This is a genomic window from Pseudomonas sp. MWU349 (genome assembly GCF_017947325.1).
In the GTDB taxonomy this organism is placed as follows: domain Bacteria; phylum Pseudomonadota; class Gammaproteobacteria; order Pseudomonadales; family Pseudomonadaceae; genus Aquipseudomonas; species Aquipseudomonas protegens.
This window is the reverse complement of sequence record NZ_JAFEVP010000003.1, coordinates 141,071-164,820: the sequence shown is the minus strand read 5'-3', so window position 1 is coordinate 164,820 and position 23,750 is coordinate 141,071. Positions and strand designations below refer to the sequence as shown.

Annotated in this window: 16 protein-coding genes; 5 read left to right on the top strand and 11 right to left on the bottom strand. The window is 63.4% G+C overall.

Going from position 1 to position 23,750, the window contains the following annotated elements; translation table 11 throughout:
• The first annotated feature begins 170 nt into the window (after nucleotides 1–170).
• Both KCG88_RS12785 and KCG88_RS12780 read left to right on the top strand, forming a co-directional pair.
• The gene (locus KCG88_RS12785) at nucleotides 171–2,477 is read left to right on the top strand and encodes a TonB-dependent siderophore receptor (RefSeq protein ID WP_210712501.1); all 2,307 of its coding nucleotides are present in this window, start codon (nucleotides 171–173) and stop codon (nucleotides 2,475–2,477) included.
• Nucleotides 2,478–2,633: 156 nt separating this feature from the next.
• Nucleotides 2,634–5,165 carry a sulfite reductase flavoprotein subunit alpha gene (locus KCG88_RS12780; protein WP_210712500.1) on the top strand — a complete coding sequence of 844 codons (2,532 nt, stop codon included), beginning with the start codon at nucleotides 2,634–2,636 and terminating at the stop codon, nucleotides 5,163–5,165.
• Between the two features lie 144 nt (nucleotides 5,166–5,309).
• Here KCG88_RS12780 and KCG88_RS12775 read toward each other — a convergent pair whose 3' ends face one another.
• From KCG88_RS12775 to ptsP, 4 genes are all read right to left on the bottom strand, one after another.
• Complete coding sequence (locus tag KCG88_RS12775; RefSeq protein WP_210712499.1) at nucleotides 5,310–6,851, bottom strand: alkaline phosphatase D family protein; 1,542 nt, start codon at nucleotides 6,849–6,851, stop codon at nucleotides 5,310–5,312.
• Nucleotides 6,852–7,000: 149 nt separating this feature from the next.
• Nucleotides 7,001–8,746 carry a PTS fructose-like transporter subunit IIB gene (locus KCG88_RS12770; RefSeq protein ID WP_210712498.1) on the bottom strand — a complete coding sequence of 582 codons (1,746 nt, stop codon included), beginning with the start codon at nucleotides 8,744–8,746 and terminating at the stop codon, nucleotides 7,001–7,003.
• Nucleotides 8,747–8,757: 11 nt separating this feature from the next.
• Nucleotides 8,758–9,699 (bottom strand): 1-phosphofructokinase, encoded by a 942-nt coding sequence (gene pfkB / locus KCG88_RS12765; RefSeq protein ID WP_210712497.1) that lies wholly within the window; start codon nucleotides 9,697–9,699, stop codon nucleotides 8,758–8,760.
• On the bottom strand, nucleotides 9,699–12,560 hold the full coding sequence (ptsP, locus tag KCG88_RS12760) for a phosphoenolpyruvate--protein phosphotransferase (RefSeq protein WP_210712496.1): 2,862 nt from the start codon (nucleotides 12,558–12,560) through the stop codon (nucleotides 9,699–9,701). The genes pfkB and ptsP overlap by 1 nt, the downstream gene beginning before the upstream one ends.
• 301 nt (nucleotides 12,561–12,861) lie before the next feature.
• On the opposite strand from ptsP, the gene cra reads away from it, so the two are divergent.
• Both cra and KCG88_RS12750 read left to right on the top strand, forming a co-directional pair.
• Nucleotides 12,862–13,857: a catabolite repressor/activator gene (gene cra, locus KCG88_RS12755; RefSeq protein WP_210712495.1), complete on the top strand. Its 996-nt coding sequence runs from the start codon at nucleotides 12,862–12,864 to the stop codon at nucleotides 13,855–13,857.
• A 3-nt stretch (nucleotides 13,858–13,860) separates the two neighbouring features.
• The gene (locus KCG88_RS12750; RefSeq protein ID WP_047335686.1) at nucleotides 13,861–14,652 is read left to right on the top strand and encodes a TatD family hydrolase; all 792 of its coding nucleotides are present in this window, start codon (nucleotides 13,861–13,863) and stop codon (nucleotides 14,650–14,652) included.
• On the opposite strand, the gene KCG88_RS12745 is transcribed toward KCG88_RS12750, so the two are convergent.
• From KCG88_RS12745 to KCG88_RS12725, 5 genes are all read right to left on the bottom strand, one after another.
• Nucleotides 14,638–15,009, bottom strand: coding sequence for a hypothetical protein (locus KCG88_RS12745; RefSeq protein WP_047283897.1), 372 nt, complete (start codon nucleotides 15,007–15,009; stop codon nucleotides 14,638–14,640). The two genes, KCG88_RS12750 and KCG88_RS12745, sit on opposite strands and share 15 nt — an antisense overlap.
• A gap of 196 nt (nucleotides 15,010–15,205) precedes the next feature.
• Nucleotides 15,206–17,236 (bottom strand): methyl-accepting chemotaxis protein, encoded by a 2,031-nt coding sequence (locus KCG88_RS12740; RefSeq protein WP_210712494.1) that lies wholly within the window; start codon nucleotides 17,234–17,236, stop codon nucleotides 15,206–15,208.
• A gap of 262 nt (nucleotides 17,237–17,498) precedes the next feature.
• Nucleotides 17,499–18,335, bottom strand: a complete 837-nt coding sequence (gene ampE, locus KCG88_RS12735) for a regulatory signaling modulator protein AmpE (RefSeq protein WP_047283895.1) — start codon at nucleotides 18,333–18,335, stop codon at nucleotides 17,499–17,501.
• Nucleotides 18,332–18,892, bottom strand: a complete 561-nt coding sequence (ampD, locus tag KCG88_RS12730) for a 1,6-anhydro-N-acetylmuramyl-L-alanine amidase AmpD (protein ID WP_047283894.1) — start codon at nucleotides 18,890–18,892, stop codon at nucleotides 18,332–18,334. Before ampD ends, ampE begins: the two co-directional genes overlap by 4 nt.
• Nucleotides 18,893–18,955: 63 nt before the next feature.
• On the bottom strand, nucleotides 18,956–21,184 hold the full coding sequence (locus KCG88_RS12725) for a DUF1631 domain-containing protein (RefSeq protein ID WP_047335684.1): 2,229 nt from the start codon (nucleotides 21,182–21,184) through the stop codon (nucleotides 18,956–18,958).
• Nucleotides 21,185–21,547: 363 nt separating this feature from the next.
• Here KCG88_RS12725 and nadC point away from each other — a divergent pair, with 363 nt between their 5' ends.
• On the top strand, nucleotides 21,548–22,396 hold the full coding sequence (gene nadC, locus KCG88_RS12720) for a carboxylating nicotinate-nucleotide diphosphorylase (protein ID WP_047283893.1): 849 nt from the start codon (nucleotides 21,548–21,550) through the stop codon (nucleotides 22,394–22,396).
• 40 nt (nucleotides 22,397–22,436) lie between these two features.
• Here the strand turns inward: nadC and KCG88_RS12715 are convergent, their stop codons facing one another.
• Together KCG88_RS12715 and KCG88_RS12710 are read right to left on the bottom strand one after the other, a co-directional pair.
• Entirely contained in the window at nucleotides 22,437–22,733 is a 297-nt protein-coding gene (locus KCG88_RS12715; protein WP_047283892.1) for a DUF6388 family protein, read from the bottom strand.
• Nucleotides 22,734–23,054: 321 nt separating this feature from the next.
• Entirely contained in the window at nucleotides 23,055–23,585 is a 531-nt protein-coding gene (locus KCG88_RS12710; protein ID WP_047335683.1) for a hypothetical protein, read from the bottom strand.
• Between the last annotated feature and the right edge of the window lie 165 nt (nucleotides 23,586–23,750).

Here is a 23,750-nt window from a genome sequence, read left to right as displayed (position 1 = left end):
TTGATTCTTATTGACTGTGTAAAACCCCGAGGACGTATGAGAACGTAAAAACCGTAAAGGCAAATTGTAAAGAATGTAAATTAAGTGCGAATAGCAATATTTCGCAATTGATAACAAATGTTTCTTTCCCCTATATTCCGCCGCCTCAAATCCTTGGGGAGGGGAAAAACATGTCACGCCAACCACCACTATCCGCTGTCAGTTCACCACGCCTTCTGGCGTCTGCAATTGGCGTGGCGATCACCGCCGGCTCCGCAGGCCATATGGTCCAGGCGGCTGAAGAGACTCAGCAGAAGACTTCGGGCAAGGCCATTGCCCTGGAAGCCACCAGCATTACCGGTGAGGCGCAGGACCAGACGTCCTACAAGGTCGAAAACTCCTCCTCGAAAAAGTACACCGCGCCGCTGGTGAACACCCCACGCTCGGTGACCGTGGTGCCACAGCAAGTACTCAAGGACACCGCGGCCACCTCGCTGCAAGACGCCCTGCGTACCGTGCCCGGTATCACCTTCGGTGCCGGTGAGGGCGGCAACCCCCAGGGCGACCGGCCGTTCATACGGGGGTTCGACGCCCAAAGCGACACCTACCTGGACGGCGTTCGTGACACAGGTGCCCAAAGCCGCGAAGTCTTCGCAGTTGAAAACATCGAAGTCAGCAAAGGGCCTAACTCGGCCATGGGCGGCCGTGGCGCCGCTGGCGGCAGCATCAATCTGGTGAGCAAGAAGGCACACCTGGGCAACTCCCTGGACGGCGGCTTCACCTGGGGCTCCGATCAGACCCAGCGTTATACCCTGGATGGCAACTACCAGTTCAGCGATACCGCCGCCGGCCGTCTGAACCTGATGAGCCATGAAAGCAACGTCGCCGGACGAGACAAGGTCAATTACGACCGCTGGGGCATCGCCCCGTCCCTGGCCTTCGGCCTAGGCACTGACACCCGGGTATTCCTCGATTACTACCACCTGGAAAGCGATGACCTGCCGGACTCGGGCATTCCCTACGGCTATTCCATGGGTACCGCCCACACCGCGGCCCACCCGGACAAACCAGTCAACGGCGGCGACAGCAGCAACTTCTATGGCCTGACCGACCGCGACTTCCGCAAGTCCCGCGTGGATACCGCGACCTTCGCCATTGAGCACGACCTGAATGACTCTCTGACCCTGAAGAACACTTTCCGTCACGGCACCAGCATGCAGGACTACATCCTGACCCAGCCGGACGACAGCCAGGGCAACGTGCGCAGTGGCACCGTCTGGCGCCGGGCCAACACCCGGGTGTCGAACACCGACACCACCACCAACCAGACCGATCTGTATGGTGAGTTCCTGCTGGGCGGCTTCAAGAACAACTTCTCCGCCGGCATCGAACTGTCCGACGAGTCCTCGAGCAAAAGTGGCTACACCGTTTCCAACAACGCCAATATCAAGTGCAACGTGCCGCAGCCTGCTGGCGTTTGTACTTCGCTGTCGAATCCGACTCCGGATGACGCCTATGCCGGCACCATCAGCCGCAACTACGCGGGCACCGACACCGAAGGCACCACCCGGGCCATCTACTTTGCCGACACTCTGGAGCTGACCCCGCAGTGGCTGGTCAACATGGGACTGCGCTACGACCACTTCGAAACCCAGGCCAAGACCAAGAACACCGCGCGTACCACCACCTTCAAGGCCGAGGACACCAGCGAATTCGTGACTGGCCAGCTGGGCCTGGTATGGAAGCCGCAGGACAATGGCAGCGTCTATATCTCCTATGCCACCTCGGCTACACCGGTCGGCAGCACCCTGGACAACGGCGCCGAGACCAACCCGTTTCCCACCACTTCCGGCACGCCGACCAGCATCGTCAGCGACATGAAACCCGAGGAAACCGTCAACTACGAGATCGGCACCAAGTGGGACCTGTTCAACGAGCGTCTGGCACTGACCGGTGCGATCTTCCGTACCGAAAAGGAAAACACCCGGGTTCTGAGCAGCAACTACACCTATGAAAACGCCGGCAAGACCCGAGTTGACGGCCTTGAGCTGACTGCGAGCGGTAAGCTGACCGACAAGTGGCAAGTGTTCGCTGGCTACAGCTACCTGGACAGCACCATCGTAGATCCGGGCGCTAGCGGTGATCGCAGCGGTAAAGTCAGTAGCCTCGCCAACCCGGCCAAGGGCAATGAATTGCCAAATACGCCGAAAAACAGCTTCAGCCTGTGGACCACCTATAACCTGACCCAGAAGCTGACCATCGGCGGTGGCGCCTTCTACGTCGACAAGGTCTGGGGCGATAACAACAACAGCCTGTACGTGCCGTCCTACACCCGCTACGACGCCATGGCCAGCTACAAGCTGACCAAGAACGTCGACCTGCAGTTGAACGTGCAGAACCTGACCGACAAGACCTACTACGACAAGGCCTACGCGGCGCACTTCGCCAACCAGGCGGCTGGCCGTACCGCGCTGATGAGTGCCAACTTCCACTTCTGATCCAGCGCAAGACCTTCCTGTGGCCACGGCCACAGGCGCCCAAGCCCCACGCATTTCAGTGCCTGGGGCTTTTGCGTGTAAAAACGAATGCTTCTCGACAACACACGGCATAATGCGCGCCGTGTTTCCTCTCTCTGGACGAACAAGGCGAGTGACGTGTTGAAGAAAACCCTGTTCCAGCTGCACTGGTTCTTCGGCATCAGCGCGGGACTGGTCCTGGCCCTGATGGGCATCACCGGGGCGACCGTGTCGTTCCAGGATGAAATCCTGCGCGCCCTCAACCCATCGGTGCTGCAAGTGGACAAGCTCCCGGCCGGGGTGCTGCCGCCCGCCGAACTGGTGGACAAGATCCAGGCCGCCGAAGGCAAGACGGTGTCCATGCTCTGGGTCGAGACCGATAGCGACAACGCCGCGCGGGTGTTCTTCACCCCGCCGCCGGGGGAACGCCGTGGCCAGATGCGCTACTTCGACCCCTATACCGGCGAGTTCATGGGCGACGCCGTCGGCCAGGACTTCTTCGGCTTCATGCTGCAATTGCACCGCTTCCTGGCCATCGGCGACACCGGCCGGCAGATCACCGGCGCCTGCACCCTGATCCTGATCTTCTTCTGCCTGTCCGGGCTGTACCTGCGCTGGCCGCGCCAGGTCGGCAACTGGCGGGTATGGCTGACCCTGGACTGGGCCAAGAAAGGCCGCGGCTTCAACTGGGACCTGCACGCCGTGTTCGGCACCTGGTGCCTGCTGTTCTACCTGCTGTTCGCCCTCACCGGCCTGTACTGGTCCTACGATTGGTACAGAGAGGGCCTGACCAAGCTGCTCTCCGATGCGCCACACAGCGAACGCCATCGTGGCGGCCGCGGTGGCCCGCCGCCCAAGGGGCCGGCCCCAGTGGCGGACTACAACGCCATGTGGAGCAGCATCTACAGCGCCGCCGGCAAGGACCTCGATGCCTACAACATCCGTATGCCTGCCGTGGCCGGGCAGCCGGCGACTGTGTTCTACCTGCTCAAGACCTCCCCCCACGATCGCGCCCTGAACCAACTGATCCTGGACCCGGCCACCGGGGTGATCAGCCGTCATGACCGCTACGCCGACAAAAGCCTCAAGTCGCAGTTGCTCACCAGCGTCTACGCGCTGCACGTGGGCAGCTACTTCGGCCTGGTGGGGCGCATCCTGCTGACCCTGGCCTCCTTGGCCATGCCGCTGTTCTTCGTCACCGGCTGGCTGCTGTACCTGGATCGCCGACGCAAGAAGCGCCAGATCAAGCAGGCCCGCCAGGGCCTGGAAAGTACCGCCCCCAACGGCTCGGCGTGGCTGATCGGCTTCGCCAGCCAGAGCGGTTTCGCCGAGCAACTGGCCTGGCAGACCGCCGGGCAACTGCAGGCTGCCGGGGTGGCGACCAAGGTCCAGCCGCTGAGCAACCTCAGCGAACAGGACCTGCGTGACGCCCAGCGAGCCCTGTTCGTGGTCAGCACCTTCGGCGACGGCGAAGCACCGGACAGCGCCCGCGGCTTCGAACGCAGATGGCTGGGCCGCGAACTGTCGCTGCCGGGCCTGCAATACGCCGTGCTCGGCCTGGGCGACCGCCAGTACCGGCACTTCTGCGGCTTCGCCCGGCGCCTGCACGATTGGCTATCGAACCAGGGCGGCAGCACCCTGTTCGCCCCCATCGAGGTGGACAGCGGCGACAGCTACGCCCTGCGCCACTGGCAGCAGCAACTGGGCCAGCTCACCGGCCATGCCCCGGTAGACCTGTGGCAGGCCCCGGCCTTCGACAACTGGACCCTGAAGAGCCGCACCCTGCTCAACCCCGAGAGCAGCGGCTCCGGGGTCTACCTGCTGCAACTGCTGGCTCCCAGCGCCAGCAGTTGGCTGGCCGGCGACCTGGTGGAAGTCATGCCGCGCAACAGCCGTGGCGCGGTGGCGGACTTCCTCGCTGGCCTGGGCCTCTCCGGCAGCACCCCGGTGCACCTGGACGGCCTGCAGGAGAGCCTCGAACAAGCCCTGGGCAGCCGCCAGCTTCCGGAAAACCGCGCCCATTTGATCGGCCTGCACGCCCAGGCTCTGGTGGACGCCCTGGTGCCCCTGAGCATGCGCGAATACTCCATCGCCTCGATTGCCGCCGACGGCTACCTGGAGTTGCTGGTGCGTCAGGAATGCCACCCCGATGGCAGCCTGGGGATCGGTTCCGGCTGGCTCACCGAGCATGCTGCGGTGGGTTCGAGCATCAGCCTGCGGGTCCGGCGCAACAGCGGCTTCCACCTGCCCGCCGAACCTTGCCCGCTGATTCTGCTGGGCAACGGCACCGGGCTGGCGGGTTTGCGCAGTTTGCTCAAGGCACGGATCGCCGAGGGCCAGCAACGCAACTGGCTGATCTTTGGCGAGCGCAATGCCGAGCATGATTTCTACTGCAAGGATGAACTGCAGGAATGGCTGACCCGAGGCGACCTGAGCCGCCTGGACCTGGCGTTCTCCCGGGACCAGGCCGAGAAGGTCTACGTCCAGGACCGCCTGCGCCAGGCAGCAAACGAGCTGAAAAAATGGCTGGCCGACGGCGCCGCGATCTACATCTGCGGCAGCTTGCAGGGCATGGCGTCCGGGGTGGACCAAGTGCTCAACGAGGTACTGGGTGCAGACCAGGTCGAACGCCTGATCGAGCAAGGGCGCTATCGCCGCGACGTCTATTGAGCCGAACGCTTCGCCGGCACCAATCCTGCTGTCCCTGTGTAGGAGCTGGCTTGCCAGCGAAAGCGCCCGCCCGAACGGCGCAAGGCTCAAGGGCCGCTTCGCCGGCAAGCTGGCTCCTACGGGACGGGGCGTTGGCGGGGATGGTTACGCCGGTTGCAGGTTGTGCTCGTACACCGCCACGCCATCCAGGTCCCGCAGGATCACCTTCAGCTCCGCCGTTTGCCCATCGATCTGCACTTCGCCAAAGAACTGGAAGCCGGCAAAGGGTGAAGTGTTCTGCGCTGGCGGCTCCTTCTGGAACACCACTTCCGGGCCGAAGGTCTTGTCCAGCACATTGGGCCCGAAACTCCCGGCGTTCAGGGGGCCGGCGACAAACTCCCAGAACGGCTCGAAATCCTGGAACGCCGCCCGATCCGGGTGGTAGTGGTGGGCCGCGCAGTAGTGCACATCCGCCGTCAGCCACACATGGTTGCGCACCTGATGCTTGCGCAAATACGCCAGCAGCTCGGCAATCTCCAGCTCGCGGCCCTGGGCCGGGCCCGGGTCGCCGTTGGCGATCGCCTCCCAGCGCGCCACCCCGGGGCTGACTTCGCCATCGGGCACGCCCAGGCCAATGGGCATGTCCGCCGCCACCACTTTCCATTGAGCCTGTGAATCCTTGAGCTCACGCTTCAGCCAATCCAGTTGCTCGCGACCGAGGAAAGGTTTCTCGCCGCCGAGGTTGTCATCGTTGGGGCCGCGATAGCTGCGCATGTCCAGCACGAACACATCCAGCAACGGCCCATAGCTGAGCTTGCGATAGATGCGCCCGCCGCCATCGGCGCTCTGCCGGCGCATGGGCGAATACTCCAGCCAGGCCTGGCGTGCGCGGCCCACCAGGGTCTGGATGTCCTTGACCACGTAACGTTCGTCCAACTGCTTGCTCGGCGACCAGTTGTTGACCACCTCATGGTCGTCCCACTGCCAGATCTGCGGCACCTCGGCGTTGAAGCGGCGCAGGTTTTCGTCCATCAGGTTGTAGCGGTAGTTGCCCCGGTATTCGTCGAGGGTCTCGGCCACCTTGCTCTTGGCCTCGGTGGTGATATTGCGCCAGATGCGCCCGTCTTCCACGGTCAACTGCGCCGGCACCGGGCCGTCGGCGTAGATGGTGTCGCCGCTGTGGATAAAGAAGTCCGGCAGGCGCAGGCGCATGGCCTCGTAGATGCGCATGCCGCCGATATCCGGGTTGATGCCGAAGCCCTGCCCCACCGTGTCGCCGCTCCAGACAAAACGGATGTCCCGGCGTTGCGAAGGCGCGCTGCGCAAATGGCCGAACCAGGGTTCACTGGCCACGCCGGACTGGGCATCCTCGAAGGTCACCCGATAGAAGATCGCCTGGTTGGCCGGCAGCCCGGTCAACTCCACCCGCGCGGTAAAATCCGTGCGCGCATCGGCCAGGGGCGAGACAAAACGCCGGGGGTTGCTGAACATGCTTCGCGTGTCCCACTCCACCACCATCCGCGCCGGGCGGTCGCTGCGGCTCCAGATCATCGCCTTATCCCCCAGCAGATCCCCGGACTGCACCCCGTCGGTGAGCTGCGGCCGATCCTTGACCGAAGCGATCACCGCCGGCGCCAGGCTCGGCATCAACAGCCCCGCCCCGGCGATTTGCATGATCCGACGACGGCCGAGGTTGAACTCGCTCATGGTGACTCCCTGACAATGGTCAAAAAGCACACCTTAGACAGTGGGGATGAAGGGGGTGTGACAAGGAGCTGAAGGCCGTAATCAACCTGCAGCCGCGGCTACAACGGGTGCCGTTGCGGGATTGCGCCGCAACGGATGTGCCATGAAGGTCAGGCCGCCTTGGCCGGTTCCAGGGCCAGTTCGACGGTCTCTGGTCGTTTCACCAGCGCATAGACAAGCGCCGTCAGCAGGCTGCCCGCGACAATCGCCAGCAGGTACAGCAGGGCGTGGTTGATGGCATTCGGGATCAGCATGACGAACAGGCCGCCGTGGGGCGCCATCAGTTTGCAGCCGAAGTACATCGACAAAGCCCCGGTCAGGGCGCCGCCGGCGATGCTCGCCGGGATCACTCGCAGCGGGTCCTTGGCGGCAAACGGAATCGCGCCTTCGGAGATAAAGCACAGGCCCAATACCAGGGCGGCCTTGCCGGCTTCGCGCTCGGTCTGGGCAAATTTGCGTCGGGCAATGAAGGTGGCGATGCCCAGGCCAATGGGCGGCACCATGCCCGCGGCCATGGTCGCGGCCATCGGTGCATAACTCTGGGACGCCAGCAGCCCCACCGAGAACGCATAGGCCGCCTTGTTGATCGGCCCGCCCAGGTCGACGCACATCATGCCGCCCAGCAGTACCCCCAGCAGAATCGCGTTGGTGGTACCCATGCTGTCGAGGAAGTGGGTCAGGGCTTCGAGCATGCCCGCTACGGGTTTGCCCACCACGTAGATCATCACCAGCCCGGTGAACAGGCTGGCCAGCAGCGGAATGATCAGGATAGGTTTCAGCGCCTCCAGGCTTTGCGGCAAGCGCGCATATTTATTGATCGCCTTGGCCGCATAACCGGCGAGGAAGCCGGCGACGATGCCGCCGATAAAACCCGCGCCCAGGGTGCTGGCAAGCATGCCACCGATCATTCCCGGCGCCAGGCCTGGGCGGTCGGCGATGGAGTAGGCGATATAACCCGCCAGCAGCGGCACCATCAACTTGAAGGCGGTCTCGCCGCCGATCTGCATCAGCGCCGCGGCCAGGGTGCCCTCTTCCTTGAACGCGGTGATGCCGAAGACAAAGGACAGGGCAATCATCAGGCCACCCGCCACCACCATCGGCAGCATGAACGACACCCCGGTCAGCAGGTGTTTGTAGACCCCGGTCTTTTCCTGCTTGGCCGGTGCCTGGGCGCCTGCAGCGGTGGACTCCAATTGGCCCTCGGCCAGGGCCTTGTTCAGGGTCGCCTCGGACTGTTTCAGGGCCACGCCGGTGCCGCAGCGATAAATGCGCTTGCCGGCAAAACGCTCAGTGGGCACTTCGATGTCCGCCGCCAGCAGCACCACGTCGGCCTCGGCAATGGCTTGGGCGCTCAGCGGATTGCGCGCGCCTACCGAGCCCTGGGTTTCCACTTGCAGGTCATAGCCCAGGCGCTTGGCGGTCTGCTGCAGGGCCTCGGCGGCCATGAAGGTGTGAGCCACACCGGTCGGGCAGGCAGTGATCGCCACCAGCCGCGGGGCGCGTTTGCCTGTTTCGACCACCGGCTCGGCACGGGCTTCGGTGGCGACATGGACCTGGGCCTCTTCAGCGCCGCGACGCAGCACTGCATCGACATCCTGCAGGGCCTGGGACGGGCTGCTGCGGTACACCCGCTTGCCGACAAAACGCGACATATCCACAGGCCCGGTGCTGACCACCAGCACCCACTCAGCGGCCTCAATGGTGGCCGCTGAGAGTTGGCGTTCCGGGTGCGCTTGATCGTGCACTTCGACGCTGGTGCTCCAGCCCTGGCGCTGCGCCGCGGCGTCCAGCAGGCGGGCGCAGAGCACGCTGGTGACCATGCCATTGGGGCAGGCGGTAACTATGGCTAACTTCATGGGCAACCCTCTTATTGTTCTATGAGGGGGTGCACGCGCACCCCCTGCTCCAGCCGGGCCAGTTGCGCCCTGTCGCTGATGCCGAAACCGATCTGGGTGACGGCCATGGCCGCAATCGCCGTGGCGGTGCGCAGGGTCTGTTCCAAAGGCTGGGCACCGAGCAGGCCGTGGAGCATGCCCGCCAGCAGCGAGTCGCCGGCGCCTACGGTGCTGACCACATGGACCTTGGGCGGCAAAGCCTGCAGGGACGGCGCGGCGCTGAACCAGTTGACCCCCTCGGCGCCGTGGGAAATCACCACATGCTCCACGCCCTGGGCGTGCAACTGGCGCGCAGCCTCGGCCTGCCCGGCCACTGAAACCACCGGGCTGCCCAGGGCATCCGCCAGTTCTTCGGTGTTGGGCTTGACCAGCCAGGGGCCCGCCGCCAGGCCGGCACGCAAGGCGGCGCCGCTGGTGTCGAGGGCGACTTTAAGACCGAGGTTTTTCAAACGCCGCAGCAGGGCCTGGAACCATTCGGGGCTGACCCCGCGCGGCAGGCTGCCGGCCACCACCACCGCGTCATGCCCGGGAGCGATCTGTTCCAGGCGCCCAAGCAGGGCCTGTTGCGCCGCCTCACTGATCACGGGTCCAGGGCCGTTGATGTCGGTAATGCGCCCGTCACTTTCGGCCAGCTTGATGTTGCTGCGGGTGTCCCCGGGCACACGGATAAAGGCGTCGACAAACCCGCGCTGGGCAAACAACAGGTCGAAGGCCTGTGGATTGTTTTCCCCGAGAAAGCCGCTGACGGTCAGTTGATGGCCGAGGTCGGCCAGCACCTGGGCCACGTTCACGCCCTTGCCGGCGGCGTGGGTGTACATGGCGTCGCTGCGGTTGACCTGACCTGCGTCCAGGCGCGCCAACTGCACCGTCAGGTCCAGCGCCGGGTTGAGGGTCAGGGTAAGAATCTTCGCCATTACATGGCCTCCACTAGGGCGCGCACTTCGTTGGCGCTGCCGACGGCCAGGGCCTGTTGAGCAAGGGTTTGTACCTGGGCCAGGCGCAGTTCACGGATCCGCGCCTTGACCTCGGCGATGCTGCGTCCGGAAACGCTCAGTTCATCCACCCCCAGGCCCACCAGCACCGGCACCGCCAGCGGGTCGGCCGCCAGCTCGCCGCAGACCCCGACCCACTTGCCGTGGGCGTGGGCGGCACGCACGGTGATGTCGATCAGTTGCAGCACTGCCGGGTGCAGGCCATCGGCCTGGGCGGAAAGGGTCGGGTGGCCACGATCGATGGCCAGGGTGTACTGGGTCAGGTCGTTGGTGCCGATGCTGAAGAAGTCCACTTCCTTGGCCAGCACCGGCGCCAGCAGGGCGGCGGACGGCACTTCGATCATGATCCCCAGTTGCAGGTCGGCCACGGGGATTTCCCGGCGCAGGCGCTCGGTCATGTCCCGGGCCTGGCGCCACTCTTCGACGCTGCCAACCATGGGAAACATGATCCGCAGGGGGCGGTTGTCCGCCGAGCGCAGCAAGGCGCGCAATTGCGCTTCCATGATCAGTGGCCGTTGCAGGGTCAGGCGGATGCCGCGCACGCCGAGGAAGGGGTTTTCTTCCTTGGCGATGGGCCAGTAAGGCAGCGGTTTGTCGCCGCCTACATCCAGGGTACGCACCACCAGCGGACGCCCGGCGAGGCCATCGAGTACACGGCGGTATTCGGCTTCCTGGGTGGCTTCGTCCGGGGCCTGGGGATGGGCCATGAAGATCAGTTCGGTGCGCAGCAGGCCGATGCCTTCGGCGCCGTTTTCCACGGCGGCGGCGACACCGGCGCTTTCACCGATATTGGCGAACACCTCGACCGCGTGACCATCGGTGGTATGGGCCGCCTGATGACGTTGCTCGGCGGCCGCCTTGAGCCGTTGCTCGCGGTTGTCGCGCTCTTCGGCCGCCCGTTGCAAGGTCGTGCTATCAGCGTCGACATGCAGGCGCCCGCGTTGACCGTCTAGCAACAAGGGCGTACCGGACTTGATCAGCAGCACGCTGGCCCCCGCGCCCACCAGGGCCGGAATCCCCAGGGCCCGGGCGACGATGGCGCTGTGGGCGGTGGCGCCGCCGCGAGCGGTGAGAATGCCGGCGACCCGGGCCGGATCGAGGCGCGCCACGTCCGAAGGGCCGACTTCATCCATCACCAGGATGTAGGGCTGGTCCGGCTCGGCCGGGGTTTCGATGCCGCACAGTTGCGCCAGCACCCGGCGGCCAATGTCCCGCAGGTCGGCGGCGCGCTCGGCGAGCAAGGCGTCCTGCAGGGCTTCCTGCTGTTTGGCGGCGCTTTCGATCACGGTCATCCACGCCGCTTCGGCGCTTTCGCCCTGCTTGAGGCGGGTGTCCACTTCATCGCTCAGTTCGGGGTCGTCGAGCATTTCCTGGTGGGTGATGAAGATCTCGCGGATGGCCTTGGCCTGGCTGCGCTGGATCAGCCCCTGGATGTCCTCGCGGACCTCGGCCAGGGCCTGCTGCAAGCGTTGGCGCTCGATGGCGGTGGACTCGCCCCGCAGTGGGTAATCGATACTTTGCTGGACCTGGATATGGGCCGGGCCGATGGCGATGCCGGGCGCGGCGGCGATGGCCTGGATCAGGCTGCCGGAGGCCGGCGCGCTGAGCGGCTCGACGACTTCTTGTGGCTCTTGCCGAGGCGTGCTGACAGCCGGCAATGGCTCGACCTCTTCGCCCAGGCCCTCTTCGATGGCTGCCAGTAACGCGGGCAAAGCATCGGCGGCAATGCTCGGTTCAGCGATCAATTCCAGTACCTGGCCGCGCCGGGCCCCGAGGCTCAGCAGCTTGCTCAGGCTTTTGACCGAGACCGCAGAATCCTTGCCATCGACGATACGGATGCGGATCTCGCCCTCAAAGTTTTTCGCCAGTTGCGCCAGCACCTTGGCCGGGCGCGCATGCAGGCCGTGGGCGTTGGCCAGGGCGATACGGGCGCTGGGCCAGTCCGCGGGCAACTCGCCGCCCAGCACTTCCAGGACTGCGCGGCTGCTGGTGGCGCGGCCCAGTTCCTGGCCACGGCCTTCGATCAGCAGCGCACACAGGCGCTCCAGCAGGGCCTGGTGGGCTTCCCCCAGGCTGGCCAGGCAGAACAGGCCGCTAAGGGGCTGGCCCAGGTAGCGGATGGGCTTGTCCGGGGTGACGAACGCCAGCCCGGGGCGCAACACCGTCTGCTCGCTGTGCAGCCACCACAGGCCGTCGCCCAGGGGCAGTGCCTCCACCTGTTGCAGCACCGCGGCAAAGCCATTGCTCACGCACTCGGCTTGGCGCAGCAGGCGAGCGCCGCGCCAGACCAGCTCTTCGAAATCTTCCGCCGCCACACCGAGGCCGATCATCTGTGCGTCCAGCGCCAGTTCCTGGGGCGCGCCCTGCAACAGCTTGAGCAGGGCCTGGGGGGAGCTGGCGCGACGCAGGGCCTGGCCCAGGTCGGTTTCACCCAGGGCGCGGGTCAGGAGTTGCAGGAGTCGCAAATGCTCGTCGGATTTGGCCGCGATGCCGATGGCCAGGTAGACGATCTGCCCGTCGCCCCAATCCACGCCGTCGGGAAACTGCAGCAGGCGCACGCCGGTGGCAAAGACCTGGTCGCGGGTCTCCGGGGTGCCGTGGGGAATGGCGATGCCTTGGCCAAGAAAGGTCGAGCCCTGGGCTTCGCGGGCCTGGAGGCCAGCCAGGTAACCCTCGGCCACCAGGCCGTCCGCCACCAGTGTGTCGGCCAGCAAGTGCAGCGCCGCGGACTTATCCACAGCCGACTGGCCCATGGATATCTGCTCTACAGTGAGCTCGAGCATGGCTTCTCCTATTTAGCGCGGCAGGGGGCGGCGCTAGGTATTGTTTTAAGTAAGCAGCGTAGGCGTCTTTACTGCCACAAACGGGACTCGGTGCCTGGCAGGGGCGTTTTCCGTTCGGGCTTGGGCCTAGAAAATACGCTTGCTGAAACGTTTAATCTAGCAAGTTTGGTACGTTACTCCATAATCTCGAGCGCTTGAAGTCCTTCTGGTCGATTGCCGGTTCCGACGTTGGTCGCCTGCCCAGATCAGGTAGGATTGGCGAAAATATCGGGGCAAGCACCAAAAACAAGGAAATCCCGGGTTGAAACTCAGTGATATCGCTCGCCTGGCCGGTGTGTCTGTGACCACCGCCAGTTACGTCATCAACGGCAAGGCCGAACAACAACGCATCAGCAACGCCACCGTGGAACGGGTGCGGGCGGTGGTGGAAGAACACGGCTTTACTCCCAACCCCCAGGCGGCCGGCTTGCGCAGCCGGCACACCCGTACCTTGGGTTTCATTCTCCCGGACCTGGAGAACCCCAGCTACGCACGCATCGCCAAGCTGCTGGAGCAAGGCGCCCGGGCCCGAGGGTACCAGCTGCTGATCGCCAGCTCCGACGACGCTCCGGACAGCGAGCGGCAATTGCTCCAGCTGTTCCGCGCCCGGCGTTGTGACGCGCTGTTCGTCGCCAGCTGCCTGCCGCCGGAAGACGACAGCTACCAGCAGTTGCAGGCCCAGGGCCTGCCAGTCATCGCCATCGACCGGGTGATGCCGCCCGAGCTGTTCTGCTCGGTGATCAGCGATGACCTGCAAGCCAGCCTGCACCTGACCCAGAGCCTGCTTGAGCCTGAACCCAAGCAGATCGTGCTGATCGGCGCGCGCCCGGAACTGAGCATCAGCCAGGAGCGCGCCGCCGGTTTCCGCCAGGCCCTCGAGGGCTTCGGCGGCGAGGTGCTGATAGAGCATGGCGAAGCCTTCAGTCGCGATTGCGGCCGCCAGTTGATGGAGGAATTGCTGCAGCGCCTGGGCCATCTGCCGGACGCCCTGGTGACCACCTCCTATGTCCTGCTGCAAGGGGTATTCGATGCCTTGCATGACTTCCCGCTCAAATCCCGGCCGCTGCGCCTGGGCACCTTTGGCGATACCCAGTTGCTGGATTTCCTGCCGTTGCCGGTCAATGCCATGGCCCAGCAGCATCAACTGATCGCCGAAAAAGCCCTGCAACTGGCCCTGGCCGCCATTGAAGAGGCGCATTACCAGCCCGGCGTGCAGGCCATTGCGCGGACCTTCAAACAGCGCATCCAACAGGGCTGAACCGTGGAGCTGATCGACAGCCACACCCACCTGGATTTCGCGGATTTCGATGCCGATCGCGGGACGCTGCTGGCAGACAGCCGCGCCCTGGGCGTCTCGCGAATGGTGGTGCTGGGGGTCTATCAGGCCAATTGGCAGCGGCTCTGGGATCTGGTGCAAAGCGACTCGCAGCTGTACGCGGCCTTTGGCCTGCACCCGGTGTACCTGGACGATCACCGCCCGGAACATCTCCAGCAACTGGGTGACTGGCTGACCCGGCTGGCAGGGCACCCGCAAGTGTGCGCGGTGGGCGAGATCGGCCTGGACTACTTTCTTGCGCACCTGGACCGCGAGCGCCAACAGGCACTCTTCGAAGCGCAATTGCAGTTGGCGGCAGATTTCCAGCTGCCCGCCCTGCTTCATGTTCGGCGCAGCCACGCAGCGGTGATCGCCAGCCTGAAGCGCTTCAAGCTCAAGCGTGGCGGCATCATCCACGCCTTCGCCGGCAGCCGCGAGGAAGCCCGGGAATACCTCAAGCTGGGGTTCAGGCTGGGTCTGGGGGGCGCCGCGACCTGGCCCCAGGCCCTGCGCCTGCGCAAGGTGATCGCCGAGCTGCCGCTGCACGCCCTGGTGCTGGAAACCGACTCGCCGGACATGGCGCCTGCCATGTTTCCCGGCCAGCGCAACAGCCCCCAGCATCTGCCGGCCATCTGCGCCGCCCTGGCGCAGATCATCGGCATCACGCCCGAGCAACTGGCCAGCGCCAGCACCCGCAACGCCTGCGAGCTGTTTGGCTGGCCTTCAGCCGGCCTGTAGCTGCAACGGTCGGCGCTGGCGCCGGCGGGCAGCCATCATCACCAACAGGTAGCTCACCAGCATCAATGCCGAAACGCTCAGTTGCTGAGCCAGGCTTACCAGCCCGACCCACTCCAGCACCAGCGTCACCAATATCACCGTGGCACAGAGCACGATCATGGTCGCGCGCAGGGTGGCCAGCGAGCCCAGGGACCTGAGGCGCTTGATCTGGTCGGGGCAACTGAGCTTCAGCGGTTTGTGGCAATGGCTGCAGTTGAAGGCTTCCTGCAATGCCATGGCATTGAGTTGCCAGGGTTCGAGTTCAAGGAGTGTCTGGCAATGGGCGCAGCGGCCCTGGATTCCAGAAGTGGCAGTCATCAACGTATTTCCTCAGGGTCATGCAAGGCGCATGGCCAACTGGTCAAACGGCCTCCGGCAGTACCGGGGCGAAAAAATCAGACGCGCAGGAAAACAGGAAACACGCGACAAACAAAGCATTCATTTACTACAGTTTGTATGCAAAGCCGCGAGGCCCCGGGTTTCCGGGGCCTCGCCAATAGCGGATGCCGGTTGCTCAGACGCGGAAAGCGCCGATCAATTGCTTCAGTTGCACCACCTGGGCCGACAGCTGCCGGCTGGCATCCTCGGTCTGGTGCGCGCCCTCGGCAGTGCGCTCACCGGCACGATTGATCTCGACGATGTTCTGGTCGATGTCGTGGGCCACCGCGGTCTGCTGCTCTACGGCCGCGGCGATTTGCTGGTTCTGGTCGACGATCATGCCTACCGCCCCAAGGATATTCTCCAGCGCCTGCTGGACTTTTTCCGACTGGTCCACCGTACCGTTGGCCATGGCATGGCTGCTGCCCATGGCCTTGACTGCCGCGCTGACGCCACCGTGGAGCTTGCCGATCATGTCCTCGATCTCTTCGGTGGACTGCTGGGTGCGTTTGGCCAGGGTCCGCACTTCATCGGCCACCACGGCAAAGCCCCGGCCCTGCTCACCGGCGCGCGCCGCCTCGATGGCGGCGTTGAGGGCCAGCAGGTTGGTCTGCTCGGCGATGCTCTTGATCACCTCCAGTACCCGGCTGATGGATTGGCTGTCACTGGCCAACTGGTTGATCACCAGCACCGACTGATCGATCTCGCTGGCGAGCCGGGCGATGCTGCCCTGCTGGGACTCCACCAGCCCGCGGCCGCTGATGGTTTCGTCATTCACGCTGTGGGCGCTGCTGACCGCCGCCGCGGCGCTGCGAGCGACTTCCTGGGAGGTGGCGGACATCTGGTTCATCGCTGTGGCCACTTGCTCGATTTGGGTGCGCTGGCCAGCCACGGCCTGATTGCTCTGGGCCGACACACTCTGCACTTGCCCGGCCTGGCGCTCCACTTCGCTGACGGTGTGACCGACCCGCTCGATCAGGTCGTGGATTTTCAGCACGGTGCCGTTGAACACACTGCCCAGTTCCCCCAGTTCATCGCGGCTGTGGGCGGTGAAGCTGACAGTCATGTCCCCCGCCGCCACCTTGTCCATCATCGCCCCCAGGCGCCGCAGAGTGGTGCGGGTGGAAGCATAGAAGCCGCCGTACAGGTAGACGATGGAGAGAAATACCAGGGCCAGGGCCACCACCAGCAGCACCATGTGGCGACGGTTCTGCTCCAGGCGCTTTTGCAACTCGACATCCAGGAATTTCAAGGTGCCTTCATTGAGCTGGTAGGTCTGCGCCATCAGGCCGCTGACCTGGTCGTAGAAGGCCTGCCAGGGCGCATCCAGGGTATCGGCCATCACCACCTGCTCCTCGAACAGCTCGCTGGCCTGCTTGAGGCTGCCCTTGCTGGTCGTGGCCAGCGTGTCCAGAGCATCGTGGGCAGCGCGGCTGGACCCCAGGGCATCCTGCAACTTGAGCCCGTATTCGGCCTGGAGCTTTTCGATCTGCACCAGCAACTCGTCGAACCGCGTGCTGGACGAGGAATTGAGGAACCCCTGGCCCAGGGAGTAGGCGCCCATGGCCCGGCCTTCACCGAGGATCTGGGTAACCTGCGGGGTGACACTGGTGATCAGCTCGCTGAGCTGGCGAATGTCACCCTGGCCATCGCGGCTCAGGCCCGACTGGCTGGCGATGATCTGGCTGAATAACTGCGCGCTGCCCAGCAACTTGCCAATCAGGCCGCTTTTGTTCAGCAGCGAGCTTTCCACTTGCTGGGTCTTGAAGGCGGCAATCAGTTCGTCGCGCTTGGCGTTGAAGACCTCCACCTGCTGTGGGTCCGTGGTCACCGCCTGCAAGGCCTGCAAGCGCTCCAGCACGGATTTCTCCAGGGCCACGATCTTGCCTTCCAGGTCCCCTGCCTTGCCGGACTGACCGAGGCTGGCGTTGATCTGCACCAGGTTGTTGAGGGTTTCCAGGTCTCGGCGCAGGGTCAGGCTGCTGCCGAGCAGGTCGAGGCTTTGCAGTTCGACCCGGGTGCCCTGGAATTCGCGGTAAGAGTCGCGCACCAGATAGAAGTTGGTCACCAGCATGGGTAGAAAGAACAGCACGCTGATCAGGCTGAACTTCATGCCGAAGCTCAGGCGGTTCATCAGCGCGACAGCGGGATAGAGCAAGCTCTTCACAAAGAAGTCTCCCTTTTCTTTTATTGTTATTGGCAGGCAGGCGAAGGCAGCAGATAGCCACTATTCGGCGCTCCGTCTGTATAGCTCAATTTCGTGGGAGGTTTTGTAACTTAAAGTTAACCGCCAGCGCGGCATCCAGGGGAGGCTCGCGGGCTGTGGCGAGGGAGCTTGCTGCCGATCGACGGCGCAGCCGTCGCACTCTGGGCGATGCGCTGCGCCAGAAAACCCTCGGTGGGCGGTTGGGGCCGGCCCCTTGATTACCTCAGATCAGGACGGTCCACAGGGCAAAGCCGGCGTACCACAGCACCGCCGCCCGCAACAACAGCTCCCAGATACGATCCAGGCTGTTGATACCTTCGGGCCCGACTTCCGGCGGCGGGATTTCCGCGGCCACCAGGCCGACCTTTTCCACCAACTGTGCGGCACTGATATGCCAGTTGAGCAGTTCGTGCAGCATTACCCGGCCGACCGCGACAAAGTTGCCCACCAGGGCAAAACTCGCCGCCAGCAGGCGCACCGGCAACCAGTCGAAGGCATGTCGCAACTGCCCCGCGCGTTCGACCAGGGCGGGGTTCTTGCCATGTTCGGCGGCGAGAGCCAGCAGGCGATAGCTCAGGGCCGCCACTGGCCCCAGCAGGAAGTACCAGAAGATCACCGCGAAGAAACTCTGGAAGGCCTGCCACAGCAGGTGGGCCTGTACTCGCTCCAGCAGTTGTTCGCCATTTTCGGCACAGATGTTCAGGTCACGTGCTGCGACATGGGCGGCCGCTTGCAGATCCTCACGCCGCCAGGCATCACGGAACGGGCCCAGCTCACCCAGCAAGTCGCCGCGCCCCAGGGCGTAGATCACCACCAGCAGGTGCACCGGCAGCGCCAGCAGGCCATAGGCGATCGGCTCCAGCACCAGCAGCAACAGCCCGAGCAGCGCCACCGGCAGCAACACCATGACGATCAGCAGCCACCACGGATGCCCAGCCATACGCGGGCTCGACTCCAGCCGTGCCAGTTCCCCCAGCCACCAGCCATCACGCTGCACCCGCTGACGCAGGGCCGAGAACTTCTCGATCCACACCGCCAACAGCAACACCAGAAAACTCATTGTCCTTCCCCCTTCTCCAAGGCGGCACGAAAGCGTGCCCAGTCGAATCCCGGGCCCGGGTCGGTCTTGCGCCCGGGCGCGATGTCGCTATGCCCACAGATCCGTTGTGGCGTGATATCGCTGAAGGCCCGGCGCAGTTGCCTGCTCAGGCTGATCAACGAGTGATATTGAGCATCGCTGTATGGCTGATCATCGGTGCCTTCCAGTTCGATGCCCAGGGAAAAGTCGTTGCAGGTCTCACGCCCCTGGAAGCTCGAGACGCCGGCATGCCAGGCCCGATCCAGGCAGGAAACGAATTGGGTGACGGCGCCGTCACGCTCGATCAGAAAATGCGCAGAAACACGCAGATCGGCGATCCCGGCAAAATAGGGATGCTCTGTGACATCAAGGCGATTCTGAAAGAAATCCTGCACCTTGCCGGTGCCGAACTGCCCGGGCGGCAGGCTGATGTTGTGAATCACCAGCAGGGAAATCTCACCCGCCGGGCGTTCATTGAAATTGGGTGACGGGCAATGCCGTACGCCATGACACCACCCCGTGGCAGGGTCCAGCCGCATACCGATTCCTTCAACTAAAGCCTTGGGTGGCCCAGTATGCCGCGTTATCCCCTCGGGTTGCGATCACTTGCCGTGATTGAGTCGCTGCAGGTTGCCGATCACCGATTCCAGGGCGCGATCGAACAGCAGGGTGTCATCCAGTGCGCGCACTGCGCCGCGCTGGCACTCCAGGGCCAGGCCCATGCGCGTACGCTCCAGCACCTTCATGCCGGTGCGGTTGACGAACACGTATTTGGCCACCGGATGGGGAACAATCGCCGCCAGTTTGCAGCGCAGGGTGTTGTCCTCGTCTTCCAGGAACTCGACCCAGGCCCCAAGCCGCAGTTGATCCACCCATTGCACGCTGGGGTCGTTGGCCGGCAACGCCAGCGGCGCGACTTCCAACGGTCCCTCTTCGGCACTGGGCAGGACAATCTCTTCGGCCACCACGATCATGTGCGCAGGGTCTGCTTCCAGGACGGCGCCCTGCTGTTGCGGGGCCTGGGCCTCGCGCTCAAATGCCTGCAAGTGCAGGAGCTCCAGCTGGCTGAAGAACTCGCTGGTAGCGAAAGGATCGAAAGCCGCTGCGCTCAACCCCTCGCGCAGGCCCTTGAGCAACCCTGGCACCAGCGCCAGCAGGCGCATGGCAGTATCCGGCTGTTCATGGCGCTGTACGCTCCAGATCAGCTCCAGCAGGGTCTGCTCCGCCGTTCGCCACTCTGGTGAATCGTCGCCGTGCTTGAGGCAACTGAGCAGCATCACCTGGCTCCAGGCTTCGCGGACAAAATCCACCACCTTCTGCGGCAACACCTTGCCCAGCAGGGCGTCATTCAGGGCCTGCTCTACCCGGCGCCGGGCCAGCTCGGCCCTGGCCCGCCCTTCCTCGGCGTCGCGGGTACGCTGTTCCAGCAACTCGGCGCGACGCCGCTCGTCGGCAGTGAAGGCCAGGAAGTCCGCCAGCAGCTCGGAGAAGATTGCAGGATCATCGCTGAACTCGCTGAGCAGGCGTTGCACCACTTGCTCGATCCGCAGGTACAGACTGTCGCGCTGATGGTCATCGCAACCGCCCCAGCCCATGGCTGCAGCGGCAATCTCATTGAGCAGGCGCCGGGCCGGGTGATTGCCGCGGCTGAAGAAACTCTTGTCCAGCACCGCCACCTTGAGCATGGGAATCTGCAGGCGGCCAATCAGCGCCTTGAGCGAGTCCGGCAGGTTACGGTCATCGAGAATGCATTCAAAGAGCATGGCGATCAGGTTGATCACGTCTTCATCGGCCACATCCACCACCCGGGATTTGCCGCTTTTGACGCTGACCCGTGTCAGCAATTGCTCCAACTGGTTGCGCAGGTCGAAATCGTCCTGGGCGCTGGGCGCCGGCACGTATTGCTGCAGGTGCGACAGCAGGCGCATGAGGTCGCGGGTGGAAATCGGCTGGGTTTCGGCGCTGGCTTCCAGGGTCGGCGCCACGCTGCCACGCACATGAAACAACAGGGTCTGCAGGGCGGCGAAAACTTCCTGCACGCTCTCGTCGAGCTGCGACTGGCTGGATTTCGCTGCGCCCCCCTCGGTCGCTGCCGCACGGGCCTCGGCCTGGGCCCGATCGGCCGCCCGGCGGGCCGGAGCAGGCATCAGTTCCGGCAGGATCCCGGTGGCGATCAGCAGTTGGTTGGCTTCGGCATATAGTTGTTCGGCATCACTGAGCACATACCGCTCGAACAACTTGAGGATGATCAGCTTGACCTTGATTTCCACCCCCAGGCTGCGCCCGGCCTGGAGGAAATACTCGCAGAGCAGCGCCGGCCCCAGGGGGTTGTCCCCATCCACCAGGCGCCGCCCCAGCAGCACACTCAGGCGCTCCGTCAACTGCCCCAGGGCGAAGCCATCACGGTTGAGCACCTTGGCCACCATGGCATCCACCGCGACGGTCTTTTCCAGGTCATCGTGGGACGGATCCAGCGATGGGTCGTAGACCACGGCATGGGGAATGGCCAGGGCCGGGTCATACTGCACCAGGCTGGCAAAAGCCTGGAAGAACGCCTCCAGGAAACCGCGCTCGATGCTCTTGCGCTTCAGCCGCAGGTCGCGCATGGCTTCGAAGAGGGTGTTTTGCTCGACGTTGTTGCGGGCCCGATCGGCCATTTCGAACAGGGTGTCGTCAGCGTTATCGAACAGTTCCTGCAAGCCGTGGCGCAATTGTTGGGCGGCCTTGTCTCGGACCTGAAGCAGAATCACAGGCAGGCGGGCAAGCGGCGAAGCGGTCGCCTGATCTGTAGCGGCCTTGTGCAAAGGCACTACATTCCCGTCGTTGTGCATCCAAGCCTCCTGGAAAGGTGTTTCTTCGGTTCGAGATCAAGATTCAGTCAAGCCGACGACGCTCACAGTCGGCTTACAGCGGAGGCGCATGCACTCCACTGCACTTCATTTAGGGGGAAGCCAAAGACACGTCAAAGCTATGACGTCAATTACAAGTCATATTATCTTGTAAAAGTCCCCTCTTGCGCCAGCACACTCTGTGGCCCCCTCCGAAATAACCCTTAGCAGCTCAAGAAAATTCACTCCTATTCATCAGACAAAGCCACCCAGGACAGGTTCGCCAATGCCTGACAGGCATTTGCCACCTTGGGTTCGCTGATCCCCTGGCCCTATAATCGGCGCACTTTGTTTGTGGAGCCCGTTATGCCGAATCTACGCCTCGCCGACCTGACCGCCGAAATCGAAGCCAACGTGCGCCGTGCGTTGCTGGAAGACATCGGCAGCGGCGACATCACCGCGCAACTGATCCCGGCCGAACGTCTGGCCAAAGCCACCATCATTACCCGCGAAGCCGCAGTAGTCGCCGGCACCGCCTGGGTCGATGCGGTCTTTCGCCAGCTGGACCCGCGGGTCGCTGTGCACTGGCAAGTAGCCGACGGCGAACGGGTGGTACCCAACCAGGTGCTGTTCCACCTTGAAGGCCCGGCCCGTTCGCTGCTCACCGGAGAGCGCAGTGCCCTGAACTTTCTGCAACTGCTGTCCGGCGTAGCCACCCGCGCGCGGTACCTGGCGGACTTTGTCGCCGATACCCAGGTCAAGCTGCTGGATACCCGCAAGACCCTGCCGGGCCTGCGCCTGGCACAGAAGTACGCGGTCACCTGTGGCGGTTGCCACAATCACCGCATCGGCCTGTATGACGCCTTCCTGATCAAGGAAAACCACATCGCTGCCTGCGGCGGTATCGCCCAGGCCATCAGCGCCGCCCACAGGATCGCCCCGGGCAAGCCGGTGGAAGTGGAAGTGGAAAGCCTGATGGAACTGAAGGAGGCCCTGGCCGCTGGGGCCGACATCATCATGCTCGACGAACTGAGCCTGGACGACATGCGCGAGGCCGTGCGCCTGAACGCCGGCAAGGCCAAGCTGGAAGCCAGTGGCGGGATCAACGAAAGCACCTTGCGCCCGATCGCCGAGACCGGGGTGGATTACATTTCCATCGGTGCCATGACCAAGGACGTGAAAGCGCTGGACCTGTCCATGCGCTTGAGCCTCTGAGCCATGAAAAACGCCAGCCTGGTTCAGGCTGGCGTCGTGCTCAACTGTCGATCTCGTTGAGCTGCAGATAGTCCTCCAGGTCCATGCCCAGCGCCTCAGCAACTTCCTGATGCACCTCCAGGCGCATGGCCTTCAGTTCCTCCGGTGTTTCTGCCACCAGATCGAGCACCAGTTCCCATGGCTCGATGCCGCGGGACTCCGCCTCGTCCTCGAACGCCCATTGCGCCTGCTGCTTCTGCTCTTCCGGGCTCAGGGCGCTGATTTCCTCTTGCAAGGAAGGCGTGGCAGCCAGGTACCTTTCAAGCGCTACGTCGATTCTTGCCTCTTTAGGAATCATCTCGTTCTCTCTGATCGTGGGAATGGAAGATGGATCTGGATCGTTGGGATCTCTCTGCCGCAAAAAACCGTTGTGAACTTCGATTTATCTGGCCTTCAGAACCATTCTGGATCATCTGAAAACAGCATGCTGGTACTCAGACAGGGACCGAATATAGGACCTTTGGTCCACGATTTATATGACCTGATGCACCCATTGGAGAAAAACTCCAGGTTTTCCAAGCCATCGGCAGACGCCAGCTCGGCAGAATCTTCAGAGAACGAGATTTCGCAAATGCAGGCGCAGCGATATTTCATGCCGGTGTTTCACCCGCTTACGGAGCTAGGACCCCACAGCCGTAGCTGTTCCTTTTCTCAAGCAAGCGCCTGTCTGCCCGACGTCGATAAGCCTTCTTAGATTATCGAGAATATCGAACTCCTTTACTTCTCCATCCTTGGCTATGAGGATCCCGGCTTTAGTCAGCCATAGATACCCTTCCTTGCTTTGGTTAGGGATGACAGTAACTACGAAATTCAATGTCGGACTCTCTGGACGACTCTGCGGCACCTTGGTTTCAGCGAAATTGAAAGTCAGTTCATTATCATCGCTTGGTGAAACGCTTTGTACGCTGACAACAGGCAGCCGTGCCCTCGAAGCGGCAGGAAACTCAGCGGAATACAACACACTTCCACCCTGTACCTGCTTGGTTATTCTTAAGAAATATTGCTCCAGGTCTTTGGTATTCGTTGGCGTCGTGCAGTCTTCGCCTTCAGCGGCAAAATATTCCCCCTCAAACTCATAAGAGGGTCCTTTCTCACAGGCTGCAAGGGATAGCGACACTACGCCGGCCAATGCCAACTTCCACTTCTTCACACCGGTCACTCCATGATTTGCGGGCGTCATTATGCGCAATGCCCCTGGCTGCTACCACCCGGTTCATGACCTGCACAGGTTTGAACAACTGGGCAACTAACCTCGTCCAGACACAAAAACACCGAAACCAGATAACCCCGAGCAAACCACTGGAAACTCAGTACG

Coding starts and splice junctions, on each gene's coding strand:
- KCG88_RS12785 (WP_210712501.1), top strand. CDS start 171: ATGTCACGCCAACCACCACTATCCGCTGTCAGTTCACCACGCCTTCTG.
- KCG88_RS12775 (WP_210712499.1), bottom strand. CDS start 6,851: ATGAGCGAGTTCAACCTCGGCCGTCGTCGGATCATGCAAATCGCCGGG.
- KCG88_RS12770 (WP_210712498.1), bottom strand. CDS start 8,746: ATGAAGTTAGCCATAGTTACCGCCTGCCCCAATGGCATGGTCACCAGC.
- pfkB (WP_210712497.1), bottom strand. CDS start 9,699: ATGGCGAAGATTCTTACCCTGACCCTCAACCCGGCGCTGGACCTGACG.
- ptsP (WP_210712496.1), bottom strand. CDS start 12,560: ATGCTCGAGCTCACTGTAGAGCAGATATCCATGGGCCAGTCGGCTGTG.
- KCG88_RS12745 (WP_047283897.1), bottom strand. CDS start 15,009: ATGACTGCCACTTCTGGAATCCAGGGCCGCTGCGCCCATTGCCAGACA.
- ampE (WP_047283895.1), bottom strand. CDS start 18,335: ATGAGTTTTCTGGTGTTGCTGTTGGCGGTGTGGATCGAGAAGTTCTCG.
- ampD (WP_047283894.1), bottom strand. CDS start 18,892: ATGCGGCTGGACCCTGCCACGGGGTGGTGTCATGGCGTACGGCATTGC.
- KCG88_RS12725 (WP_047335684.1), bottom strand. CDS start 21,184: ATGCACAACGACGGGAATGTAGTGCCTTTGCACAAGGCCGCTACAGAT.
- nadC (WP_047283893.1), top strand. CDS start 21,548: ATGCCGAATCTACGCCTCGCCGACCTGACCGCCGAAATCGAAGCCAAC.
- KCG88_RS12715 (WP_047283892.1), bottom strand. CDS start 22,733: ATGATTCCTAAAGAGGCAAGAATCGACGTAGCGCTTGAAAGGTACCTG.